Origin of the sequence: Mycobacterium sp., from assembly GCF_004298145.1 — a bacterium.
In the GTDB taxonomy this organism is placed as follows: domain Bacteria; phylum Actinomycetota; class Actinomycetes; order Mycobacteriales; family Mycobacteriaceae; genus Mycobacterium.
Window position 1 is genome coordinate 99,216 of record NZ_SCRH01000030.1, and the last position, 20,330, is coordinate 119,545.

Sequence of the window (20,330 nt, forward strand, 5' to 3'; positions counted from 1 at the left end):
CCGCGAATATGCCAGGCAGTCTTGGCGACCTGAAAAGGATCGTCGGATCCAACCACGTCGTCACCGACCCCGACGTGCTGGCGGCGCGCAGCGTCGACCACACCGGCCGTTATCGCGGGCGGGCCAGCGCGCTGGTGCGACCCGGCTCGGCCGAGCAGGTCGCCCAGGTGCTGCGGGTGTGCCGCGATGCCGGCGCGCACGTGACGGTGCAGGGCGGCCGGACCTCGCTGGTGGCCGGCACCGTCCCCGAACACGACGACGTGCTGTTGTCCACCGAACGGCTGCACTCCATCGGGGGCGTCGACACCGTCGAGAGCCGCATCGAGGTCGGTGCCGGAGCCACCCTGGCCGCGGTGCAACAGACCGCAGCCGCGGCCGGCCTGGTGTTCGGCGTGGATCTGGCCGCCCGCGACACCGCGACCGTCGGCGGCATGGCGTCGACCAACGCCGGCGGCCTGCGCACCGTCCGCTACGGCAACATGGGCGAGCAGGTCATCGGCGTGCAGGTCGCGCTGCCCGACGGCTCGCTGCTGCGTCGGCACAGCCGGGTGCGCAGGGACAACACCGGCTACGACCTTCCGGCGCTGTTCGTGGGCGCCGAAGGGACGCTGGGCGTCATCACCGGGCTGGACCTGCGGCTGCACGCCATCCCCCCGCACCGGGTGACGGCGATCTGCGGGTTCGCCGATCTGGACGCGCTGGTGGCCGCCGGCCGGGTCTTTCGCGACGTGGACGGCATCGCGGCCCTGGAATTGATCGACGGCCGGGCCGCCGCGCTGACCCGCGAGCATCGCGGGGTGGGGGCCCCGGTCACCGGCGACTGGCTGTTGCTGGTGGAGTTGGCCGCCGATCATGACCAGACCGAGCGCCTCGCCGGTCTGCTCGAGGACGTGCCGATGTGCGGCGAGCCGGCGGTGGGTGTGGATCTTGCCGCGCAGCAACGGCTTTGGCAGGTCCGCGAATCACTCGCCGAGGTGCTCGGTGTGTACGGGCCACCGCTGAAGTTCGACGTCTCGCTGCCGTTGTCGACGATCGGCGAATTCGAAAGACACGCAGTCGATTTGGTCGGCACCCACGCCCCCGAGGCGCTGCCGGTGCTGTTCGGACATGTCGGTGAGGGCAACCTGCATCTGAACGTGTTGCGTTGCCCTGCCGACCGGGAGCGCGACCTCTACGAGCCGATGATGGAACTCATCGCGCGATCGGGCGGCAATGTCAGCTCCGAGCACGGCGTCGGCAGCCGCAAGCGGCCCTACCTCGGCATGTCACGCGAGCCCGCCGACATCGCCGCGATGCGGACGCTCAAGGCCGCGCTGGATCCGACGGGCTATCTCAACGCCGCGGTGTTGTTCGACTGATCACGCATTCGCCGCGAGAGTGCAAGTACCGACGCTGCTACTCGGGAAATGCGTCGCCCGTTGCACTCTCGCGGGAGATCCGCTCAACTGCCCTTGATGCCGACCGCGTGCCTCAGCTGCGCCAGGAACTGTTCGGCGTCGTCGCTGCGCACGATGTAGTGCGAGATCGCGATCCGGATCACCGTCGCCGCTTTCACCGCGGCGTTGGGTCCGGGGAGGTGCCGTTGCAGGCCTTCGCGCATCTGCGGGATGACCCAGGAGAACTGGGCGATGGTGTGCTCGGGCTCGACGTCGACCATGCGCACCCCGGAGTACGAATGCTGGTAATCGACGATGAAGCGCAGCACGGCGTCCAGCTTGTCCACGCCCTTGAGGCCCGCGGTGGCCTTGATCAGGCCGCTTTCGAAGATCTGTCGCTCGTAGCTCGAAAACGCCGACAGCAACTCCTCTTTGGAGGCGAACCAGCGGTACAGCGTCGGGCGGGAGACGCCCGCCTGGGTGGCCACGTCGGACAGGCTGAGCTTGGTCTTGCCGTTTCGGCCGAGCACCTCGGCGGTGGCCGCCAGGATGCGCTGACGGGTCGAGGTGTCGGTGTCGGCGATCGTCGCCGCCCGGGCCGGCTGGCTCATGATGCACGCTTTACGAGGTGTGTCATGGTTTTCGCCTCCACGTTAGGCCCGAGGGGGGCGCCGGCGCACCAGCACCGACTGCTGGATGGCGCCGACCGCGCCCTGCTCGTCGAACAATGTTCCGATCGTCGTCCCGATCCCGTCCGGCCCGTAGCTGGTCTCCGCCCGGATCCCGATCCATTCTCCGTCGGGGACACGAAATACGTGCACGGCCAGATCGGTGTTGAGAAACGTCCACTTGGTGATGTCGAGCTTGCTGCCGATGCCGTTGGCGCAGTCGGCCACCGCGAACAGCCGTTCCAGCTGGGTCATGGACTCGCCGTTGACCAGATCGACCGTCGGGCTGATCCACGATTCGCCGGGGCCTTCGCTGAGCGGCTCGGTCAGCCACAGCCACTGGAGACTGTGCACGTAATTGCGGTCCCAGTCCCTCGCCTTGAGGTTGCGGTCGTAGGCCTCGGTTCGGGGACGGGGCAGGGGGGCCGACGCGTGCGCCAGCACCCGCGTGTCCTGGTGCTGCAACCGCCAGCCGCTGGCGCGCGCCACCGGCCGGGCGCCGCCGTCGGGGCCCGGGGCCAGCATCTCGGCGCTGACGAGTTCGATCTGCTTGCCGGGGCGCTGCACGTGGGAGCGCACCCAGAGGTCACCCTCGGCCGGCACCCCGCCCAGCAGGTCGATGACGACCCTCGACAGGCGCGTGTCGTCGCGCTGTTCGCACCGCTGAAGCGCCCGCACCAGCAACGCCGACACCGGACCGCCGTGCTGGATCGCCGCCGACCAGGTGCCGCGCGCCAGATCGGTCGCCCGGAACTTCTCACCCGGCGCGTCGGCCGGGTCGATCAGCTCGTAGTAGGCGTCGGTCATCGTCAACCTCTTCGGAGTGTCAGGGCAGGCCGGCGCCGGGAGTGGTCACCGTGACGGCGTCCAGCCGGGAAAGCCGGGTGCCGACCAGGCGCTGGGGATACGCTTCGGTGCTCGACAACAGAAACAGCGTGCGGCGCTGCGGGCCGCCGAGGGCGCACGCGATGGCGATGCGGTCGCCCATGTCGATGCGGTCCGTCACGTCGCCGCCGGCCACGATCCGCTCGAACTGATGGGCCAGGGTCATCGCCACCCATACGCCCCCTTCGGCGTCCAGCGCGATGCCGTCGGGCGGCCCGTCCAGTCCCTCGGCAAAGATCCGCCGGTCGGTCAGTCCACCGTCATCGCCGATGGAAAACGCGCTCAGCCGCCGGCCCGTCGATTCGGCGACGATCAGCGTCCCGCGGTCCGGGGTGATCGCCATTCCGTTGGGGAAGTCGAGGTCATCGGCCACGATAGTGGCCCCGGTGGCGTTGTCGTCGGGGTCGAGGCGGATGATGACGCCGCCGCGCAGCGCCTGGCATCCGATGTAGGCCCGGCCCACGTGGTCGATGACCATGTCACCGAGGTTGGCCGGCGCCACGTCGGCGAGATCGGCGATGGTGACGACGGTTTCGCCGTCATAGCGCAGCACCTGCCGGTCCTCCGTGGAAGCGATCAGCAGCGACCCGTCGGGACGGAAGCCCAGACCCGACGGCGAGTGCCCGGGCAGCGGCAGCGTGGTCAGCGCGCCGCCCATGGTCGAGGTGTGGACCGCTTCGCCCAGCATGTCGGAGAACCACAGCAGGCCCTCGAACCAGCGCGGCCCCTCGCCGAAGCAGAACCCGTTGGCCAGCGGCTCGGGAATCATCCGCTCATGCCTCTGGCCAACCTTCCGCTTTACAAAACACCGAAAAAGTGTCATGCACCGCGGGTGCCGGTGTCAATCTGCCGATCGGGCGAGTTCGGTCGCGACGGCCTCGTGGTACGCGTCGATCCTCGCCGGGTTGGCCTGGATGAATAGCTGATCGGGCAGGGGCGCATGCCGGTACGCCTCGATCGTCATGGTCCGGGAGAACAGCGTGACGTCCTGGCCCGGCCTGGTGAAGTGGTAGGACACGGTGATCCGGCCCTCCATCCCGCCGTTCCCGTCGCGATCATGGCCCAGGCGGCCGATCGAGGTGAACACGAACAGGGTCGGGCGCACGGCGGCGGCCAGCTGCCAGCTGAAGATCCGGTTGCCGTCGGGTCCCGCTTCCTCCCAGGTGTCACCGACCTTGAGGGGCAGCTCCGGCAAGCCGCCGATGTGCGCGCTGCCGGGGTAGGTCTTGGCCCAGTTGGCCGGGTTGGTGACGAAGTCGTACACGGTCTCGGCGGACTGCGTGAACGCGGTCTCTGAAGTGGTGGTCACGATACCCAAAGGTGTTGTCTCCCTGTGTGTTCCGTTGGCGGGTTCATCGGCTGGGCCGCGGTCTTGTTAGCCAAGCTTTACAAATCCTACTCAAAGTGTCACGCTGAGCCGAGTGCTGTCAGTGCGAGAGGTGGAGCGGATTTGACGAAAGCTTCCGAGGAATCCGAGCAGACCGAGTGGACGGTGCAGGGCCTGCTGGACCTGTTCGACGTGCGGGCCGACGGGCAAGACCGGTTCACCGGTGACACCGGGATCGCCGCCGGCGACGAACGCCAGGTGGTGGAGGGCACCCAGGTGCTCGCCCAGGCGATTGTCGCGGCGGCCAAACGATTTCCGGACAAGTCGGTGCGCTCGGCGCACGCGGTGTTCTCCCGTGCCGTGACCGTCGGGCCGTCGATCGAGCTGGTGCTCGACGTCGTGGCCGAGGGCCGGTCCACCGCGACCGCCGTCGTCGCCGTGCATCAGAACGGCCGGCGCTGCCTGAGCATCACGGTGCTGGCCGATGTCCCGACCGCCGATGTCATCCGTCACCACTTGCCGCGGCCCGACGTCGCCGCGCCGGCCGACGCGCACCACTCCCCGATGCCGATGGTCGGACGCGAGCTGCGCCTGGTGGACGTCGTCGACGTGAACAGCCCCGAGGAGGTCGGCCCGCCGGAGCTCTACGCGTGGCTGCACTACGACCCGATCCCGACCCGCGACGACCTGGCCAAGGCGCTGCTGGCGTACTTCACCGGCCACCTGGGCATCTCCACCACCATGCGCGCGCACCCGGGCATCGGCACCGCCCAGGCGCACCTGACCGTGTCCACCGCACCGATGAGCATCTCGGTCGCCTTCCACGAGCCGGTGCGCTGGGACGGGTGGCTGCTCTACACGCACGAGAGCACTCAGGTCGGCGCTGGAATGTCCTACGTGCGTGGGGCTGTGCACTCCGAGGAGGGTGAGCTGCTGGCGTCCTTCGCGCAGGAGGCGCTGATCCGCCCGCTGCGGACCAGCGATACCGCGATCGATTCCCGCGCACGCTTCTGACGGCCATGTACTTCACCATCACCCACCCCATGCACAGCTATCCCTACAATCCGGAGCTGGTGAGTGGGGACGGCATCGGAAAGGTGGCCGCCGCCGCCGAGGCGGCCGGCATCCACGGCTTCGGCTTCACCGACCATCCCGCACCGTCGCAGCGCTGGCTGGAGGCCGGCGGCCACGACGCGGTGGATCCCTTTGTCGCTTTGAGCTTCGCGGCGGCCGCGACGACCACGCTGCGGCTGATCCCTAACATCGTGGTGCTGCCGTACCGAAACCCGTTCGTGGTGGCCAAATCCGGCGCCACCCTGGATCTGCTCTCCGGGGGCCGTTTCACGCTCGCGGTCGGTTTGGGCTACCTCAAGCGCGAGTTCGCGGCGCTGGGGGTCAGCTACGACGAGCGCGCCGAGCTCTTCGAGGAATCCCTGCAGGTAATCCGGGCGATCTGGACCGGCGACGACATCACCTTCGAGGGAAAGCATTTCAGCGCGCGCGGCATCACCGCGCATCCCCGGCCCGTCAGCCGCCCGCATCCGCCGATCTGGATCGGCGGCAACACCACGACCGCCCGGCAACGGGTCGCGCAATACGGCGACGGCTGGTGCCCGTTCCCCGCCCCGCCACAACTGGCCCAGACGGCGGGTACCGCGGCCATCACTTCCACCGAGGAGCTCTCGGTGGCCATCGACGATCTGCGGCGCCGCTGTGAGGGAATCGGAAAAGACTGGTCCGCATTGGATATAACCTTCACCAGCTTCGAGGGCGGCAGTCCCGCCGATGACGCGTTCAACGCCGACGCCTACCTGGACGGCCTGGACAAGCTGGCCAAGCTGGGCGTCACCTGGGTCAGTGTCCACCTACCCGGCGACAGCATGACGCATGCACTCGAGACTCTCGACCGTTTCCGCACCCTCGTGATCGACGCGGCCTGAATGGACTTCTCCCGTGTGGCGCTCTCACCCGAGGACCAGGATTTCCACGATCAGTTCCGGGAGTTCATCACCGAACATGTCACCGACGAGGTGCGGCGGCGCGATCGTGAGACCGGTGAAAACTTCAGTGAGCAAGTGCATTTGGCATTGGGCGAAGCGGGTTATCTGGCGTCGGACTGGAGGCTGGAGTCCGAAGGCGGCTTCGATCCGGTGCGGCGCCGGATCTTCCACCTCGAGATCGGTCGCGCCCATGCCCCGTGGTTCCACTGGGGCACCACGGCGGTCGTCGCGCGGTTGGTGCAGCGGTTCGGGGCAGCCGAACTCGTCGACGCGGTGCTGCCGGGCGTGCTGTCCGGTGAGATCCGGCTATGCCTGGGCTACACCGAGCCCGAGGGCGGCTCCGACGTCGCCACCTGCAAGACGCGTGCCGTGCGCGACGGTGACGGATGGATCATTAACGGCTCCAAGATGTTCACCTCGAACGCGCAGAACGCCAAGTATGTCTTCCTGCTCACCAACACCGATCCGCAGGGACGCAAGCACAAAAACCTGACCATGTTTCTGGTGCCGCTGGATTCGGCGGGCATCGAGATCCAGGGCATCCGCACGCTGGATGGTGACCGCACCAACATCGTGTATTACAGCGACGTGCGGGTCGATGACCGCTACCGGATCGGTGAGGTCAACGGTGGCTGGACGGTGATGCGGTTCGCCCTCGACGCCGAACATGGCATCACCGATATCGAAGACCATGGCCTGCAGAATATTTCGATGCTATCAGAGCACGGCCACCTGCTGGCCGAGGCGGCCGACGGAGTCGCGGCGATCCTGTCCACGCCCGACGCGAACGGGTGGCGCCCGATCGACGACGAGTCGACGAAATATCGGCTGGGCCGCGGCATGGCCCGCATCGAGGCGGCGCTGTCGACTCCCGGAACGTACGGACGCGTGGCGCTCATCCAGACAATGCGTGAAGTCTCGCCGGAATTGATGGACATGCTAGGGGTGGCATCGGCATTGCCCACCGACACAACGGGTTCCGCGGACGACGGTGCCATCGAGTTCATCTTCCGCCACGGCGTGCCCGCCGGGATCTACGGCGGCACCATGGAGGTGTTCCGCAACATGATCGCCCAGCACGAGCTGGGGCTCGGGCGTCCGAGCTACGGCCGCTGACCGGGCAGCTCGGCCAGCACGTCGACGCGGGCGTCGTCGAAACTCAGAAATCCCTTGATGGGCAGGCTTTCCGGTGGTGGATCGGGGTAACACCAGGCGACGTCCTGCACCACGCGGTCACCCGAGGCGAACGACCAATACGTCGCAAAGCCTTTGTAGTTGCAGTAGCTCGACGTCTCGGATTGCCGCAGCAGATCGGTGCGCACGTGTGCCGGGTCGACATACAGCCTCGGCCCCAGCGCGGTCTCGAAAAGAATCATCGTGTCGTCCGTGTCGACCAGCGTGGTGCCGGCGACGCGGACGCGCAGGCGGCGTTGTGTCGGACGGCAGTCGACGCGGTGATAGGGATTGGGTGGGTAGTGGACGAGTTTGCGGCCCTCCTCGAACCAGGTGTCGACGGCGTCCCACGGGACGTGAACGAAACCCGGTGCCTCCGGCTCCGGCTCACTCGGCAGGTCGCCGACGTCGTCGGCGGCGAAGACGTAGCACAGCGGTCGGCCCCGTCGGTGCACCATCAGCGCCCGCTCGGTGTCGATCACCCGCCGCCCGTCCCTGACCGCCTGCACGCGCCGGGGATGCGGCTCGACGTAGACCCCGATGTCCAGGCCGCCGGGTATCGCGGGCGAGAAGCGCCCCGCCGGATCGCTGCTGAGCGGACCACTTCCTGCTACCAGACTCATGAAGCCAAGCCTAGAAGGCCGTCCGGCGTGGGGCCTATGCACCAAATTGGGGCAGTTCCGGTGCATAGCGCCCACACTCGGCGCCTAGGGTAAACCCATGGCGGGACCGGTGGAAGGCGTCAAAGTCGTCGAGCTCGGGGTGTGGGTGGCCGGACCGGCCGCCGGCGGCATCCTGGCGGACTGGGGCGCCGACGTGATCAAGATCGAGCCGCCGACCGGTGATCCGGCGCGCATGTTCGGCCGGATGCTGGGATGCGACCTCGGTCTCAACCCGCCGTTCGAAATGGACAACCGGTCCAAGCGCAGCGTGGTGCTGGACCTGGGCACCGACGCGGGTCGCGGCACCGCGTTCGAATTGCTCGCCGGCGCAGATGTTTTCCTGACCAATGTGCGTCCCGGCGCGCTGCAACGACTCGGGCTGGACTTCGAATCGGTGTCGGTGGCCAACCCCCGCCTGGTCTACGGGCTGATCACCGGCTACGGCGAAAGCGGGCCGGACGCCGATCGCGCCGCCTACGACGTGGCCGCGTTCTGGTCCCGGGCCGGCGTGGCCCACCTGCTCACCCGGCCCGGCGAGACGCCGCCGTTTCAGCGCGGCGGCATGGGCGACCACTCGGCCGGGATGACGATGGCCGCGGCGGTCTGCGCGGCACTGCTCGCGCGCCAGCGCACCGGAACGGGCCAACTGGTGACGACCTCGCTGTACCGGCAGGGCGCCTACACCGTCAGCTTCGACCTGAACACCTATCTGATGAGCGGCCAGCCGATCGCGATCGGGCAACGCGATTCCATGGGCAACCCGTGCATGAACAACTACACCGCCCAAGACGGGCGGCGGTTCTGGATCGTGGGCCTGGAGCCCGAGCGGCACTGGCCGGCGCTGTGCCGCGCGGTGGGCCGCCCCGAGTGGCGCGACGATCCCCGGTTCGCCGATGCCCGCTCCCGCGCGGTCAACTCGGCGGTGCTGATCGCTGCGCTCGATGAGATCTTCGCGACACGCCCGCTCGACGAGTGGGCGCAGGTATTCGCCGGCGAACCGGATTTCTTCTGGTCACCGGTCAATACGCTCGAGGACGTCGTGGCCGACGAGCAGTTCCACGCCGCGGGCGGCATTGTCGACGTACCCGACGGGGACGCCGCGGTACCGATGGTGGCCACCCCGGCGGATTTTCACGGCACCCCCTGGGCACCGCGTTCTGCGGCACCAGAACTCGGGCAGCACACCGAGGAGGTCCTGGCCGACCTCGAGGCGCGCCGCGGTTCGTGACGGCCCGCCGGGACCTTTACAAATTTCGCCAGAAGTGTCACGCTGTGCGGTGAGTCGCTTCACCCGACGCGTGCAGCGGCTACACGCCCTTGGGAAAGCCCATGACAAGCGCTTGAGGCCCGCCAGCGGAGTCGTTGCGGGCAGTGGTGAGGAATGGATCGATGGTCGCTCCAACGTTCGACATCAGCAAGAGCAGCGCCGCCCGAGCAACCCAGGCCAACGGCGAGGGCCTGCGGTATCGACTGGACGTCGTCGCGGCCAGCGCCGTCGATGTCGTGCAATCGGCCGGCGGTTGGCTCTACGACCGTGCGATGGCCGGCTGGGAGGTGACCGTGTTGCTCCCGCAGGGCTGCGACACCCGGTCGCTGCGGATCCTGGGCGTGCGGGCATCGGACCTCGAGTCATCCCTCGCCGCGCTGGCGGCGGGCTCGACAAGCCTGGCCGTCAGCGCCGAGGCATTCACCACCTACGCGCGGGTGCGTGCCGCCGTGCTCGAATCGCTGGACAACCGGCTCACGGAGGTCGCGTTGTGGGGTGACGGGTGGCCGCTGGAAGTGAACCGTACGACCACCCGCGCCCAACACCTGCTCAGCGGCGCCGCGCGCACGTTCAAGGGTTATGCGCTTGCGGCAGAGGGTATTTCGGATACCGCCGTCGCTCCCGCCGAGAAGCTGCTGTGCGACGTGGGTTCGGGGGCCGACTCAGAGCTGATCCGGCTCGACTAGGCCTATGAAGAAGTACCACAAACACGCGCTGCTTTACCTACACGAGACGATCTCGTTGGGATCCGGACGACGCGACCCCTTCACCGAGATCTTCGCCGACACCTATCAGCCGATGATGGAACAACTGGGCGCCCGGCTGTTCGCGATCTGGGAATCCACCCCGTACAACGGTCACTGGCCGCAGGTGACGGTGATCTGGGAGATCGACGGGTTCGCCGACTACGCCCGGATCGGCGCCGCTCAGGCTCGCGGTGGCAGCCACGAGGCCGCGGCCGGTAACTGGGCGGCGTTTCTGGCCGACGTCGGCGCGTCGGGCGAGGGGCGAATCATGTACGCCGGACCCAGCAACAGGACGCTCGCCCAGCTGCGCGAGGCCAATTTCACTGCGCCGCTGGTGATCCAGGAGATCATGCAGACCAAGCCGGGCCGCCAGGACGACTACATCCGGGAGCTGGAGCGGCTCTACGTGCCGTGGTCGGAACGTACCGGGAAGCGCTGGCTCGGTTCGTTCACCACCACTTTCCGCTACAACGAAGTCATCCACTACTGGGCGTTGGACGGGGGATGGGACTGCTTCGCCGAGCACTACCCCTCGTGGAAAGAGAGCCCGCCCGCCGAGATCATCACCTGGATGAGCGTGGCACCCGCGCTGCGTGACGGCTGGGAAGATTCCATCCTGGCCGCCCTACCGCCATCGCCGCTGCAGTGACCGAGCGCCAAAGACCCATGAACCACACCGACTTCAGCTACGACCCCTTCGACGACGCGGTGATGGCAAACCCCTTGCCCTACTACCGAATCCTGCGCGACCACCACCCGGTCTACTACATGCCGCAGTGGGACACCTTCGCGCTGTCCCGTTTCGAGGACATCTGGAAAGTGCTGGAAGTCAACAACGGCACCTTCGTCGCCTCGGAGGGCACGTTGCCGGCGGCATCGGTTCTGGCCCAACACAACACCGGGCCGGTCGACGACCCGCCGCTGCAGCCGCTGCCGTTCCACGCCGTGTTCGACGCGGACCTCTACGGTGAGATCCGGCGCACCCACTCGCGGCCGTTTCGGCCACGTTCGGTCACCGACCTCGAGGGCAGGATCAGGGCGCTGGCCAACGAACGCCTCGACCTGCTGCTGCCGCGCGGCTCATTCGACCTGACCCAGGACTACGGCGGCGTCGTGGTAGCCGCCATCGTCTGCGAACTCCTGGGCATACCAACCGATCTCGCGCCGCAAGTCCTCGCCGCGGTCAATGCCGGCAGCCTCGCCCAGCCCGGCGTCGGCGTGGACACCGGGCAGGCGCGCCCCAACTACTTCGAGTTTCTGCTGCCGGCGGTCGCCCGCCGCCGCGCCGGAGAGTCCGGGGCACCACTGGACGTGGTCGACGGCCTCCTCGGCTATCACCTGCCCGACGGCCGCGCCCTCGACGACATGGAAGTCGCCACCCAGATGCTGTGCATCTTCATCGGGGGCACCGAAACGGTGCCCAAAATCGTCGCCCACGGGCTGTGGGAGCTCAGTCAGCGACCCGACCAGCTGGCCGCCGTCCGCGCCGATCCCGAGAGCAACGTGCCCGTCGCCCGGGATGAGATAGTCAGATACTGCGCGCCTGCGCAGTGGTTCGCGCGAACGGCGCGCAAGCCCTTCGACCTTCACGGTCAAACCATCAACCCCGGCCAGCGCGTCATCACCCTGCTCGCGTCGGCCAGCCGCGACGAGCGGGAATACCCCGAGCCCGACGAATTCGTCTGGGACCGGCCCATCCGCCGCTCGCTGGCGTTCGGCCGCGGCCAGCACTTCTGCATCGGATACCACCTGGCGAGGCTGGAAATGGATGTGCTGCTTGCCGAATGGCTGCGCCGGGTGCCCGACTACGCGATCCAGGCCGAAACCGCCACCCGGCTGCCGTCCAGCTTCCAATGGGGTTGGAACAACATCCCGGTGGAGGTTTGACGTGTGGTCCTACCGGATCATCGCCCCGTACCTGTTCGAGCGGACCACGATCGCCGACAAGACACCCGAATGCCTGACCGACGGGCAGGTGCTGCTGCGGTTTTCGGCCGCCGGCGTCTGTGGCAGCGACCTGCCCGCGTTTCGCGGGGCCAAGGGCCGACTCCCGGGTGACGACGGCCGCAGCGGTCCCGAGAAAGACGGCTTCCCCATCCATGAGGTCGCCGGCGAGGTGATCGCCAGCCGGCATCCCGCACACCGCCCCGGAGACCTCGTGGTCGGCTGGGCGTCCGAGTTCGACGGCATGATGGAACGCGTGGTCAGCAACGGTGACGGGTTGGCGCCATACGATCCGGCGCTGACCCCGGCGCAGGCTATCGGGCTGCAACCGCTGGCCTGTGTGCTCTACGCCTGCGAGCAGCTGGGTGACTTGGCCGGCCGGCACGTCGCGATCATCGGCCAAGGATCGATCGGCCTGCTGTTCTCCTATGTCGCCAAGGCGGCCGGTGCGCGGCGCGTCACCGGGATCGACCCGATCGATCGTCGTGATCTGGCAAGGGCATTCGGCGTCGACGATCCGGTGCGGGCCACCAGTGACCGCTGGGCGAGTCAGCTCGAGCCCGGGGATCGCGCCGACGTCGTCATCGAGGCGGTCGGTCACCAGGTCGCCACCTTGGCGCACGCCATCGACGCCACCGCCCCCGGCGGCACCGTCTTCTACTTCGGCGTGGCCGACGACGAGATGTATCCGATCAGCATGCGGGCCATGCTGCGCAACAATCTGACACTGAAATCCGGTGTGACGCTTGACCGGCGGCGGATGCTGGAGCTCGCGAGCAAGTTCACCGCCGAGCATCCCTACCTGCTCGGTGCCTACCTCACCCACACGTTCGGTGTCGAGGCGGTGCAGGACGCATTCGAGCTGGCCTGCCGACCGGTTGCCGAACGCATCAAGATCGCGATCGCCGGGTGAGGGACCGACCGTGACGAACGCTTCGCCGAGCAATCTGCAGCTGGCACTGAGCAGCAAATCCGTGATATTCGGCGGCTGGGTCACCGGCCCGACATTGCTGGGACCCGAGGAATTCGCACGTGCCGGTTACGATTACGTCGGATTCGACGCCCAACACGGCTATCTCGACGACGCCGACATCGCGGGCATGCTGCGCCGCACCGAACACCTGCCCCTCGGCACCGTGGTGCGCCTACCCAACGCCGAAGCCGCACCCATCGGGCGGGTGGCCGACGCCGGCGCCGACGCCGTCGTCATCGCGATGATCGAGTCGGCCGATCAGGCCGCCGCGGCGGTGGCCGCGACCCGCTACCCGCCGGGCGGCGTGCGTAGCTTCGGACCGCTGCGCGCCAGCCTGGGTCACGACCCCGCCGCCCACGAATCCCGGGTCAGCGTGTTCGCGATGATCGAAACCGCGGCGGCGCTGGCGGACATCCGGGAAATCTGCGCCGTCGACGGCCTGACCGGAATCTACGTCGGCCCCGCCGATCTCGCGATCTCCCTGGGCGCCGGTGTGGTCGGCGCGACCCGACATCCGGAGGTGCTCGACGCGATAACGCGCGTCCAACGCGCGGCGTCGGACGCGGGCCTGGTCACCGGCATCCACGCCGGGGACGGCAACACGGGTCACGCCATGGCGCGATTGGGGTTTGGCATGATCACCCTGGCCGCCGAGTCGCAGGCGCTGCGGCGGGGGGCCGCGGAGCACCTGCGTGAGGCGACGCAATGACCACCCGCCTTTTGGATGACCACGCCGCGATCCGCGAACTGATCGCCGGCTACGCGCTCGCACTCGACGCCGGTGACTTCGACGCGTGCGTGCAGCTGTTCGCTCCCGACGGTGAATTCCTGGTCTACGGCACGACGTTCGCGGGCCATGACGGCATCGCCGGCATGTTCCGCGACGCCCCGCGCGGCCTGCATCTGACCGGCGTGTCACGGATTGCTGTCGAGGCGGAGACCGCCACCGCCAGATCGCAGGTGTTGTTCGTCCGCGCCGGCGATCTGCAGCTGCGGCCCGCCCTCTACGACGACGAACTGACGCGCATCACCGGTCACTGGCGCTTTGCGCGGCGGCGGTGCAGCTTCATCACCAGCGGTGGATTGGCCGACAGTCCGGAGGGCGGGCCGGCATGAACCCACGTGTCGCGTTGGTGACCGGCGCCGCCGGCGGGCAGGGCCGGGCCATCGCCGAACGGCTACGCGCCAAGGGGTTTTCGGTGGCCGCGTGCGATCGGCGCACCGACGAACTCATCGCGGCGATACGCGAATCGCGCGACCAGGAGCTGATCGCGGTCGAGCTCGACGTCACGTCGGAGCAGCAGTGGAACTCGGCCGTCGCACAGGTCGTCGACCGCTTCGGGTCGCTGAGCACGCTGGTCAATTGCGCCGGGGTGCTGCACCGGGCGTCGCTGAGCGAGGAGACGGCCGAAGGTTTCGAAAACTCTTGGCGGGTCAACTGTCTGGGCGCCTTCCTCGGCGTGCGCGCGGTGCTGGAACACCTTCGCGAGGCGCCGGATGCGTCCATCGTGAACATCTGCAGCACCGGCGCGATCCGCCCTTTCCCGCAGCACGGTGCCTACGGCTCGTCGAAGTGGGCACTGCGCGGCCTGACCCAGACCGCCGCGGCCGAACTCGCCCCCTCCGGCATCCGCGTCAACGCCGTATTTCCCGGACCGATCGCCACATCGATGCTCGACGAGGCCACCCAGACCCGGCTGGCCGAGGCGTCGATGTTCGGGCGGATAGGCCGGGCCGATGAAGTCGCCGACGCCGTCGCCTTCCTGGTCTCCGGCGAGGCGTCGTTCATCACCGGCTCCGAACTGATTATCGACGGTGGTCAATGCCTGCAGATCCGATGAACGACATTTCGGTCGGCATCATCGGCGCCGGCCCCGGCGGCCTGGCGCTGGGAATCATGCTGTCACGTAACGGGTTTGGCAACTTCACCATCTTCGACCGGGAAGACGGCGTCGGGGGCACCTGGCGGATCAACACCTACCCGGGACTCGCGTGCGACGTCAAGTCGCACCTCTACTCGTATTCCTTCGACCTGAACGCCCACTGGTCACGGCTGTGGTCGGGACAACCCGAGATCCTGGACTATTTCCAGCGAAGTGTCGATAAGTACGGTCTGCGGCCGCACCTGAAGCTGCGCACCGAGATTTGCGCGGCACACTGGGATCCGGATACCCAACTATGGTGCCTGACCACCCCGGCCGGCGAACGGCATCACTTCAACGTCGTCGTGTCGGCCGTGGGCCTGTTCACCCGGCCGCTGCTCCCCGAACTCATCGAACAAGAGCCGTTCACCGGAACGGTGATGCACTCGTCGCGCTGGGACCACTCGATCCCGCTGGAAGGCAAACGGATTGCCGTGCTGGGTACCGGATCTACCGCCGCCCAGCTGATCCCGGAATTGGCCAAGGTGGCCGACAAGGTGTATTCGGTGCAACGATCGGCGACCTGGATACTGCCCAAGCCGGACCGGCACTACACACGGCGGGAGCGCTGGGCCTTCGCGCACCTCCCGTTCGCCAAGAAGCTCTACCGGACCCGGCTGTGGCTGCGCAGCGAATCCAACGTCTCGGTGATCGAGCACGGCAGCGAAAAGACCGAGCAATTCACCGCTGTCGCACTGGGACTGCTCGAGAGGACCGTCGACGATGAGGAATTGCGCCGCAAGCTCACACCGGATCATCCGATGGGCTGCAAGCGGCTGGTGTTCTCCTCGGACTACCTGTCCGCACTGACCCGGCCCAACGTCGAGGTGGTGACCAGCGCGGCGCGCTACCTGCGCGCCCGATCCCTTCTCACCGAAGACGGCACCGAACGCGAGGTCGACCTGGTGGTGTGCGCCACCGGCTACGCCGCCGCCGACTATCTCGGGGAACTGGACGTGTCCGGCGAACACGGAATCACGCTGCGGCAGGTCTGGCGCGACGGGGCGCACGCCTACCTCGGCATGGCGGTGCCGGGCTTCCCAAATTTCTTCATGCTGTACGGGCCGAACACCAACGTCGGCTCCAACAGCGTCATCTTCATCCTCGAAGCCCAGGCACGCTACGTCGTGCGGGCGCTGCGCTACCTGCGGCGCAACCGCAAGCGCTACGTCGCGGTGCGTCCCTCGGCGCTGGCCGATTTCGTCGCCAAGATCGACCGCTGGATGGCGGGTACCGTGTGGACCACCCAGTGCAGCAACTACTTCCGCGCTCCCAACGGGCGAGTGGTCACCCAGTGGCCGCGTAGCGCGCGTACCTTCTGGGGAATGACGCGCAGGTTCAGGCCGGCCGATTTCCGCTTCGAAGCGCCCGCCATCCCCGTCTCGGCCGCGGCCGCCGCGCGCGAGCGGGGCACGCGATGACGGAGCCGGACGGTGCCGATCGCTTCGACCCCGCGCTGCGCGCGGCCGCGAGCATGCGCACCGACTTTTCTTCGGCCGCAATCCAACTCACCCGTGGACCGTTCGACGAACGCCGCCGTCTCACCGCCGGGCAGACCGATGCGCGCGAGGTCCGGATCGCCGAGGACAACGCCGCCGGCGTCGGGGTGCGCATCTATCGCGGCGGGCCCGAGCCGGCGCCGGTCGTTGTTTATTGCCACGCCGGCGGTTTCGCGCTGGGAAACCTCGATACCGATCACCGCCAGTGTGTGGAGCTAGCCCGCCGCGCCCGCTGCACGGTGGTGTCGGTGGACTATCGGCTGGCGCCGGAACACCCCTATCCGGCCGCGCTCGAGGACGCGAGCGCCGTGCTGCGCTGGGTGGCCGCCGACGCGGCCGCGCTCGGGGTGGATCCGGCACGACTGGCCGTCGCGGGCAGCAGCGCCGGCGCCGCCCTGGCCGCCTGCCTGACGCACGGCGCCGCCGACGGCTCGTTGCCGCCGGTGGCTTTTCAGCTGCTGCACCAGCCGGTGCTCGACGACCGGGCCACCCCGTCGAAGGCGGAATTCCGCACCAGTCCCGCCTTCGACGGCGAGGGCGCCGACCTGATGTGGCGCCACTACCTGGGCCCGGCGGCCGGGTCGGCGGCCATGGTGCCCGCCCGGCGAACCGGATTTGCCGGTCTACCACCGGCTTTGATCACCTGCGCCGAGATCGACCCGTTCCGTGACGAGGCCATCGACTATGCGCAGCGGCTACTGCACGCCGGAGTCTCGACCGAGCTGCACGTGTTTCCGCGCGCCTGCCACGGCTTCGATTCACTGCTGCCGGAATGGCCCGGCTCGCAACGATTGTTCGCGCTGCAGGGCCACGCCCTGTCGTGCGCGTTGCACGGCGGCTAACCGTCGAACCTGATGAGCTGGCGCACCGCCGTGCCCGCGGCCAGATGGTCCATCGCCTCGTTGATGTCGTCGAGCCGGATCGTCGAGGACACCAGTGATTGCACCGGCAGCCGGCCCGAGCGCCACAGCTCGACAAACCGGGGAATGTCGCGGCTGGGCACCGCCGAGCCGAGATAGCTGCCGATCAGCGAGCGGCCCTCGGCCACAAACCCCAACGGCGACACGGTGATCCGCGCGGCCGGCGGCGGCAGGCCGACGGTGACGGTCCGCCCGCCCGGCGCGGTCAAACCGATCGCGGTCTCGAGTGCGGCGGGATGGCCGGCGGCCTCGACGACCACGGCCGCCTTCACGTGCGCGTCGGCGGCCTGCCGCGGCGTGTACGCCTCGTGGGCACCCAGGCCGCGCGCGGCCGCCAGCTTGTCGGGCAGCTGATCGACGGCGACGACGCGCACGTCGTCATAGGTGAGCGCGGTGAGCAGCGCCGCCATCCCGACGCCCCCCAGCCCGACGACGGCGACCGTCTGGCCCGGTCGCGGATGCCCCACGTTGAGCACCGCGCCGCCGCCGGTCAGCACCGCGCACCCCAGCAGCGCGGCGACGTCGGCCGGCACGTCGGGTGGCACCGCGACCGCGCTGGCCCGATTGACGACCGCCCGCGTCGCGAAGCCCGAGACCCCGAGGTGGTGATACACCGGCCGGCCGGCGCGGCTCAGCCGAACATCGCCGCCCAGCAAGGTGCCCGCGCCGTTGGCGGCGCTGCCCGGCTCGCACGGCGTCAGGCCTTCGGTCGCGCACGCCGCGCAGTGGCCGCACCGCGGCAAGAACACCAGCACCACCCGCTGGCCGACGGCCACATCGCCGACGCCGGCACCGACCTGTTCGACGATTCCGGCGGCCTCATGACCGAGCAACATCGGCACCGGGCGGACCCGGTTGCCGTCGACCACCGACAGGTCGGAGTGACAGATGCCGGCCGCCTCGATGCGGACCAGGATTTCGCCGCGCCCCGGGGGCGCGAGGTCGAGGTCGCTGATGCTGATGGGCCGCGACTGCGCGTAGGGCCGGGGTGCCCCGATGCGCTCCAGTACCGCGCCCCGAATTCCGGACATGCTGGAATACAACCATGGCCTCGGCTCCAGCAGTTCCCCCCGCTCCGGACGGGTTGACCAGCAGCGACTTCCCGGTGCTGTGGCCGGTCGGGACGCGGTGGGCCGATAACGACATGTTCGGCCATCTCAACAACGCCGTCTACTACCAGTTGTTCGACACCGCGATCAACGCCTGGATCAACACCAGTACCGGGCTGGACCCGATCACCACGCCCGCGCTGGGCATCGTCGCCGAGTCGGGCTGCCGCTACTTCTCCGAACTGCACTTCCCCCAGAACCTCGCGGTGGGCCTGGCCGTGACACGGCTGGGCCGCAGCAGCGTCACCTACCGGCTGGGCGTCTTCGAGTCCGGAGCAGGCCCAGCGCGGCGGATCACCGCGCTGGGGCATTGGGTCCACGTCTACGTCGACCGGGTCACCCGCAAGTCGGTCCCGATTCCCGACCCCATCCGGTCCCTGCTGTCGACGGCCCGCGTCGGCGAATCGAGCTAGGCCCCCCAGATAGCGGCCTGCGCTGGGGTTTTCGCTCACCCCGTTATGCTGCGCGCATGCCAGTCTTGAGCAAGACCGTCGAAATCGGCGCCGACGCCGCACTGATCATGAAGATCGTCGGCGATTTCGAGGCCTACCCGCATTGGAACGAGGAGATCAAAGGCCTCTGGGTGCTTGCCCGCTATGACGACGGCCGGCCCAGTCAGCTACGGCTCGACACCGATTACCAAGGCATGCAGAGCATGTTCATCCAGGCCGTGTACTACCCGGGGGAAAACCAGATCCAGACCGTCTTGCAGCAAGGCAACCTGTTCACCAAGCAGGAGCAACTGTTTTCCGTGGTGGCGATGGGCCCGTCGAGCCTGCTGACGGTGGACCTGGACGTCGAAACCTCGATGCCGGTCCCGGCGCCGATGGTCAAGCAGCTCCTCAACAACGTCCTCGACCACCTCGCCGAGAGCCTCAAGCAGCGCGCCGAGCAGCTGTCCGCGAGCTAGGGGCCGCGCTCGCGATCGCCGCGGGGCTGATGGCGGCGACCCGCTTCGCCCGGCTTCGCCGCGCTCGCGATCGCCGCGGGGCTGATGGCGGCGACCCGCTTCGCCCGGCTTCGCCGCGCTCGCGATCGCCGCTATTCGAATATTCCGGTGCGGTCGCGCAGCTCGGTCAGCCGGGCCGCCGCGTCGGTGAACTGCCACACGGTGTGCTCGATTACCGCCGCGGTGTCGCGCCGGCGCAGCGCGGCGATCAGCTGCCGATGGTTGTCGACGGCGGCCTTGCCCCAATGCGGATCGGCGGCGTACACCAGCACCGGCATGTAGCGGGCGGCGTTGAGCAGGAACCAGGCCAACTTGATTCGGCCGCTGGCCTGGTTGAACACGCGGTGGAACGCGAATTCGATGCCCGCGATGGTCTCGGCGTCGCTGGACCCGACGGCCGCGGCGAGCGAATCATTGATGCGGTCCAGCTCGTCGATCTGGGCGTCGGTGATGTGATCGGTGGCCGCGACCGCCAACTGTTTGGCGATCGAGGCCTGCAGCCAGAAGATGTCCTCGATGTCTTGGTGGGTGAGCGGCAACACGACGTGACCGCGGTGCGGTTCGAGTTGCACCATGCCCTCACCGCGCAGCTTCAGCAGGGCTTCCCGCACCGGGGTGACGCTGACACCGAGCTGGGCCGCGGTCTCGTCGAGCCGGATGAACGTTCCCGGACGCAGCGTGCCGGACATGATCGACGCCCGCAGATGGCCCGCGACCTCGTCGGACAGCTGAGCCCGCCGCAGCGGCCGCCGGCTCCTCGGCTGCATAGACATCGGTGCGTTCACAGGGGCTGCCAGGGCTTTCAGTGGCTCGGTCGGATGGAGTTCAAGCTTTGACGGGGCTGGACGAGGGCTTGTCGAGGACTTGTCAGTGGACCATCAAAGCCATAGTGTGACCCACACAACACCAT

Annotated in this window: 23 protein-coding genes and 1 pseudogene; 17 read left to right on the forward strand and 7 right to left on the reverse strand. The window is 68.4% G+C overall.

The annotated features are described in order from the left end of the window. The first annotated feature begins 8 nt into the window (after positions 1-8). The gene (locus tag EPN51_RS10915; protein ID WP_293041901.1) at positions 9-1,358 is read left to right on the forward strand and encodes an FAD-binding oxidoreductase; all 1,350 of its coding nucleotides are present in this window, start codon (positions 9-11) and stop codon (positions 1,356-1,358) included. A gap of 83 nt (positions 1,359-1,441) precedes the next feature. Here EPN51_RS10915 and EPN51_RS10920 read toward each other — a convergent pair whose 3' ends face one another. The 4 genes from EPN51_RS10920 to EPN51_RS10935 form a co-directional block, all read right to left on the reverse strand. After that, a complete protein-coding gene (locus tag EPN51_RS10920; protein WP_293041904.1) occupies positions 1,442-1,987 on the reverse strand; it encodes a TetR/AcrR family transcriptional regulator in 546 nt (181 codons plus the stop codon). A 42-nt stretch (positions 1,988-2,029) separates the two neighbouring features. Continuing rightward, positions 2,030-2,851 carry a thioesterase family protein gene (locus EPN51_RS10925; protein WP_293041907.1) on the reverse strand — a complete coding sequence of 274 codons (822 nt, stop codon included), beginning with the start codon at positions 2,849-2,851 and terminating at the stop codon, positions 2,030-2,032. 19 nt (positions 2,852-2,870) lie between these two features. After that, a complete protein-coding gene (locus EPN51_RS10930; RefSeq protein ID WP_293041910.1) occupies positions 2,871-3,698 on the reverse strand; it encodes an SMP-30/gluconolactonase/LRE family protein in 828 nt (275 codons plus the stop codon). Positions 3,699-3,770: 72 nt separating this feature from the next. Beyond that, positions 3,771-4,247, reverse strand: a complete 477-nt coding sequence (locus EPN51_RS10935) for an SRPBCC family protein (protein ID WP_293041913.1) — start codon at positions 4,245-4,247, stop codon at positions 3,771-3,773. 132 nt (positions 4,248-4,379) lie between these two features. Here EPN51_RS10935 and EPN51_RS10940 point away from each other — a divergent pair, with 132 nt between their 5' ends. The 3 genes from EPN51_RS10940 to EPN51_RS10950 are packed head-to-tail and all read left to right on the forward strand — an operon-like array spanning position 4,380 to position 7,372. Then, complete coding sequence (locus tag EPN51_RS10940) at positions 4,380-5,270, forward strand: acyl-CoA thioesterase domain-containing protein (RefSeq protein ID WP_293041916.1); 891 nt, start codon at positions 4,380-4,382, stop codon at positions 5,268-5,270. Positions 5,271-5,275: 5 nt separating this feature from the next. Continuing rightward, complete coding sequence (locus tag EPN51_RS10945) at positions 5,276-6,196, forward strand: LLM class F420-dependent oxidoreductase (protein WP_293041919.1); 921 nt, start codon at positions 5,276-5,278, stop codon at positions 6,194-6,196. Further along, positions 6,197-7,372, forward strand: a complete 1,176-nt coding sequence (locus tag EPN51_RS10950; protein WP_293041922.1) for an acyl-CoA dehydrogenase family protein — start codon at positions 6,197-6,199, stop codon at positions 7,370-7,372. Here the strand turns inward: EPN51_RS10950 and EPN51_RS10955 are convergent. Further along, positions 7,360-8,052, reverse strand: coding sequence for a DUF427 domain-containing protein (locus tag EPN51_RS10955; RefSeq protein ID WP_293041925.1), 693 nt, complete (start codon positions 8,050-8,052; stop codon positions 7,360-7,362). The genes EPN51_RS10950 and EPN51_RS10955 overlap by 13 nt on opposite strands. Before the next feature lie 97 nt (positions 8,053-8,149). Between EPN51_RS10955 and EPN51_RS10960 the strand changes: the two genes are divergently transcribed. The 10 genes from EPN51_RS10960 to EPN51_RS11005 all read left to right on the forward strand — a co-directional run bounded on the left by EPN51_RS10960 (position 8,150) and on the right by EPN51_RS11005 (position 17,284). After that, the gene (locus tag EPN51_RS10960; protein WP_293041928.1) at positions 8,150-9,319 is read left to right on the forward strand and encodes a CoA transferase; all 1,170 of its coding nucleotides are present in this window, start codon (positions 8,150-8,152) and stop codon (positions 9,317-9,319) included. A gap of 161 nt (positions 9,320-9,480) precedes the next feature. Beyond that, positions 9,481-10,044, forward strand: a complete 564-nt coding sequence (locus EPN51_RS10965; RefSeq protein WP_293041930.1) for a hypothetical protein — start codon at positions 9,481-9,483, stop codon at positions 10,042-10,044. A 4-nt stretch (positions 10,045-10,048) separates the two neighbouring features. After that, complete coding sequence (locus EPN51_RS10970; protein WP_293041933.1) at positions 10,049-10,753, forward strand: NIPSNAP family protein; 705 nt, start codon at positions 10,049-10,051, stop codon at positions 10,751-10,753. A 17-nt stretch (positions 10,754-10,770) separates the two neighbouring features. After that, a complete protein-coding gene (locus tag EPN51_RS10975; RefSeq protein ID WP_293041936.1) occupies positions 10,771-11,991 on the forward strand; it encodes a cytochrome P450 in 1,221 nt (406 codons plus the stop codon). Between the two features lies 1 nt (position 11,992). Further along, positions 11,993-12,961 carry a zinc-binding dehydrogenase gene (locus tag EPN51_RS10980; protein WP_293041939.1) on the forward strand — a complete coding sequence of 323 codons (969 nt, stop codon included), beginning with the start codon at positions 11,993-11,995 and terminating at the stop codon, positions 12,959-12,961. Positions 12,962-12,971: 10 nt separating this feature from the next. After that, entirely contained in the window at positions 12,972-13,730 is a 759-nt protein-coding gene (locus EPN51_RS10985; protein WP_293041942.1) for an aldolase/citrate lyase family protein, read from the forward strand. Next, positions 13,727-14,137, forward strand: coding sequence for a nuclear transport factor 2 family protein (locus EPN51_RS10990; RefSeq protein ID WP_293041945.1), 411 nt, complete (start codon positions 13,727-13,729; stop codon positions 14,135-14,137). Before EPN51_RS10985 ends, EPN51_RS10990 begins: the two co-directional genes overlap by 4 nt. Continuing rightward, the gene (locus EPN51_RS10995; RefSeq protein ID WP_293041948.1) at positions 14,134-14,862 is read left to right on the forward strand and encodes an SDR family oxidoreductase; all 729 of its coding nucleotides are present in this window, start codon (positions 14,134-14,136) and stop codon (positions 14,860-14,862) included. Before EPN51_RS10990 ends, EPN51_RS10995 begins: the two co-directional genes overlap by 4 nt. Next, positions 14,844-16,364, forward strand: coding sequence for an NAD(P)/FAD-dependent oxidoreductase (locus EPN51_RS11000; RefSeq protein ID WP_293041951.1), 1,521 nt, complete (start codon positions 14,844-14,846; stop codon positions 16,362-16,364). The genes EPN51_RS10995 and EPN51_RS11000 overlap by 19 nt, the downstream gene beginning before the upstream one ends. After that, the gene (locus tag EPN51_RS11005) at positions 16,361-17,284 is read left to right on the forward strand and encodes an alpha/beta hydrolase (RefSeq protein WP_293041954.1); all 924 of its coding nucleotides are present in this window, start codon (positions 16,361-16,363) and stop codon (positions 17,282-17,284) included. Before EPN51_RS11000 ends, EPN51_RS11005 begins: the two co-directional genes overlap by 4 nt. Here the strand turns inward: EPN51_RS11005 and EPN51_RS11010 are convergent. After that, positions 17,281-18,393 (reverse strand): alcohol dehydrogenase catalytic domain-containing protein, encoded by a 1,113-nt coding sequence (locus EPN51_RS11010; RefSeq protein ID WP_293041957.1) that lies wholly within the window; start codon positions 18,391-18,393, stop codon positions 17,281-17,283. The genes EPN51_RS11005 and EPN51_RS11010 overlap by 4 nt on opposite strands. A gap of 14 nt (positions 18,394-18,407) precedes the next feature. Between EPN51_RS11010 and EPN51_RS11015 the strand changes: the two genes are divergently transcribed. The 3 genes and pseudogenes from EPN51_RS11015 to EPN51_RS11025 all read left to right on the forward strand — a co-directional run. Then, on the forward strand, positions 18,408-18,884 hold the full coding sequence (locus EPN51_RS11015; protein WP_293041960.1) for a thioesterase family protein: 477 nt from the start codon (positions 18,408-18,410) through the stop codon (positions 18,882-18,884). 56 nt (positions 18,885-18,940) lie between these two features. Beyond that, positions 18,941-19,381 carry an SRPBCC family protein gene (locus tag EPN51_RS11020; protein WP_293041963.1) on the forward strand — a complete coding sequence of 147 codons (441 nt, stop codon included), beginning with the start codon at positions 18,941-18,943 and terminating at the stop codon, positions 19,379-19,381. Positions 19,382-19,406: 25 nt separating this feature from the next. After that, a pseudogene (locus EPN51_RS11025) lies at positions 19,407-19,608 on the forward strand (gamma-glutamyl-gamma-aminobutyrate hydrolase family protein); the annotation flags it as partial. On the opposite strand, the gene EPN51_RS11030 reads toward EPN51_RS11025, so the two are convergent. Continuing rightward, positions 19,513-20,193: a GntR family transcriptional regulator gene (locus EPN51_RS11030; protein WP_293041966.1), complete on the reverse strand. Its 681-nt coding sequence runs from the start codon at positions 20,191-20,193 to the stop codon at positions 19,513-19,515. The pseudogene EPN51_RS11025 and the gene EPN51_RS11030 sit on opposite strands and share 96 nt — an antisense overlap. Positions 20,194-20,330: the final 137 nt, after the last annotated feature.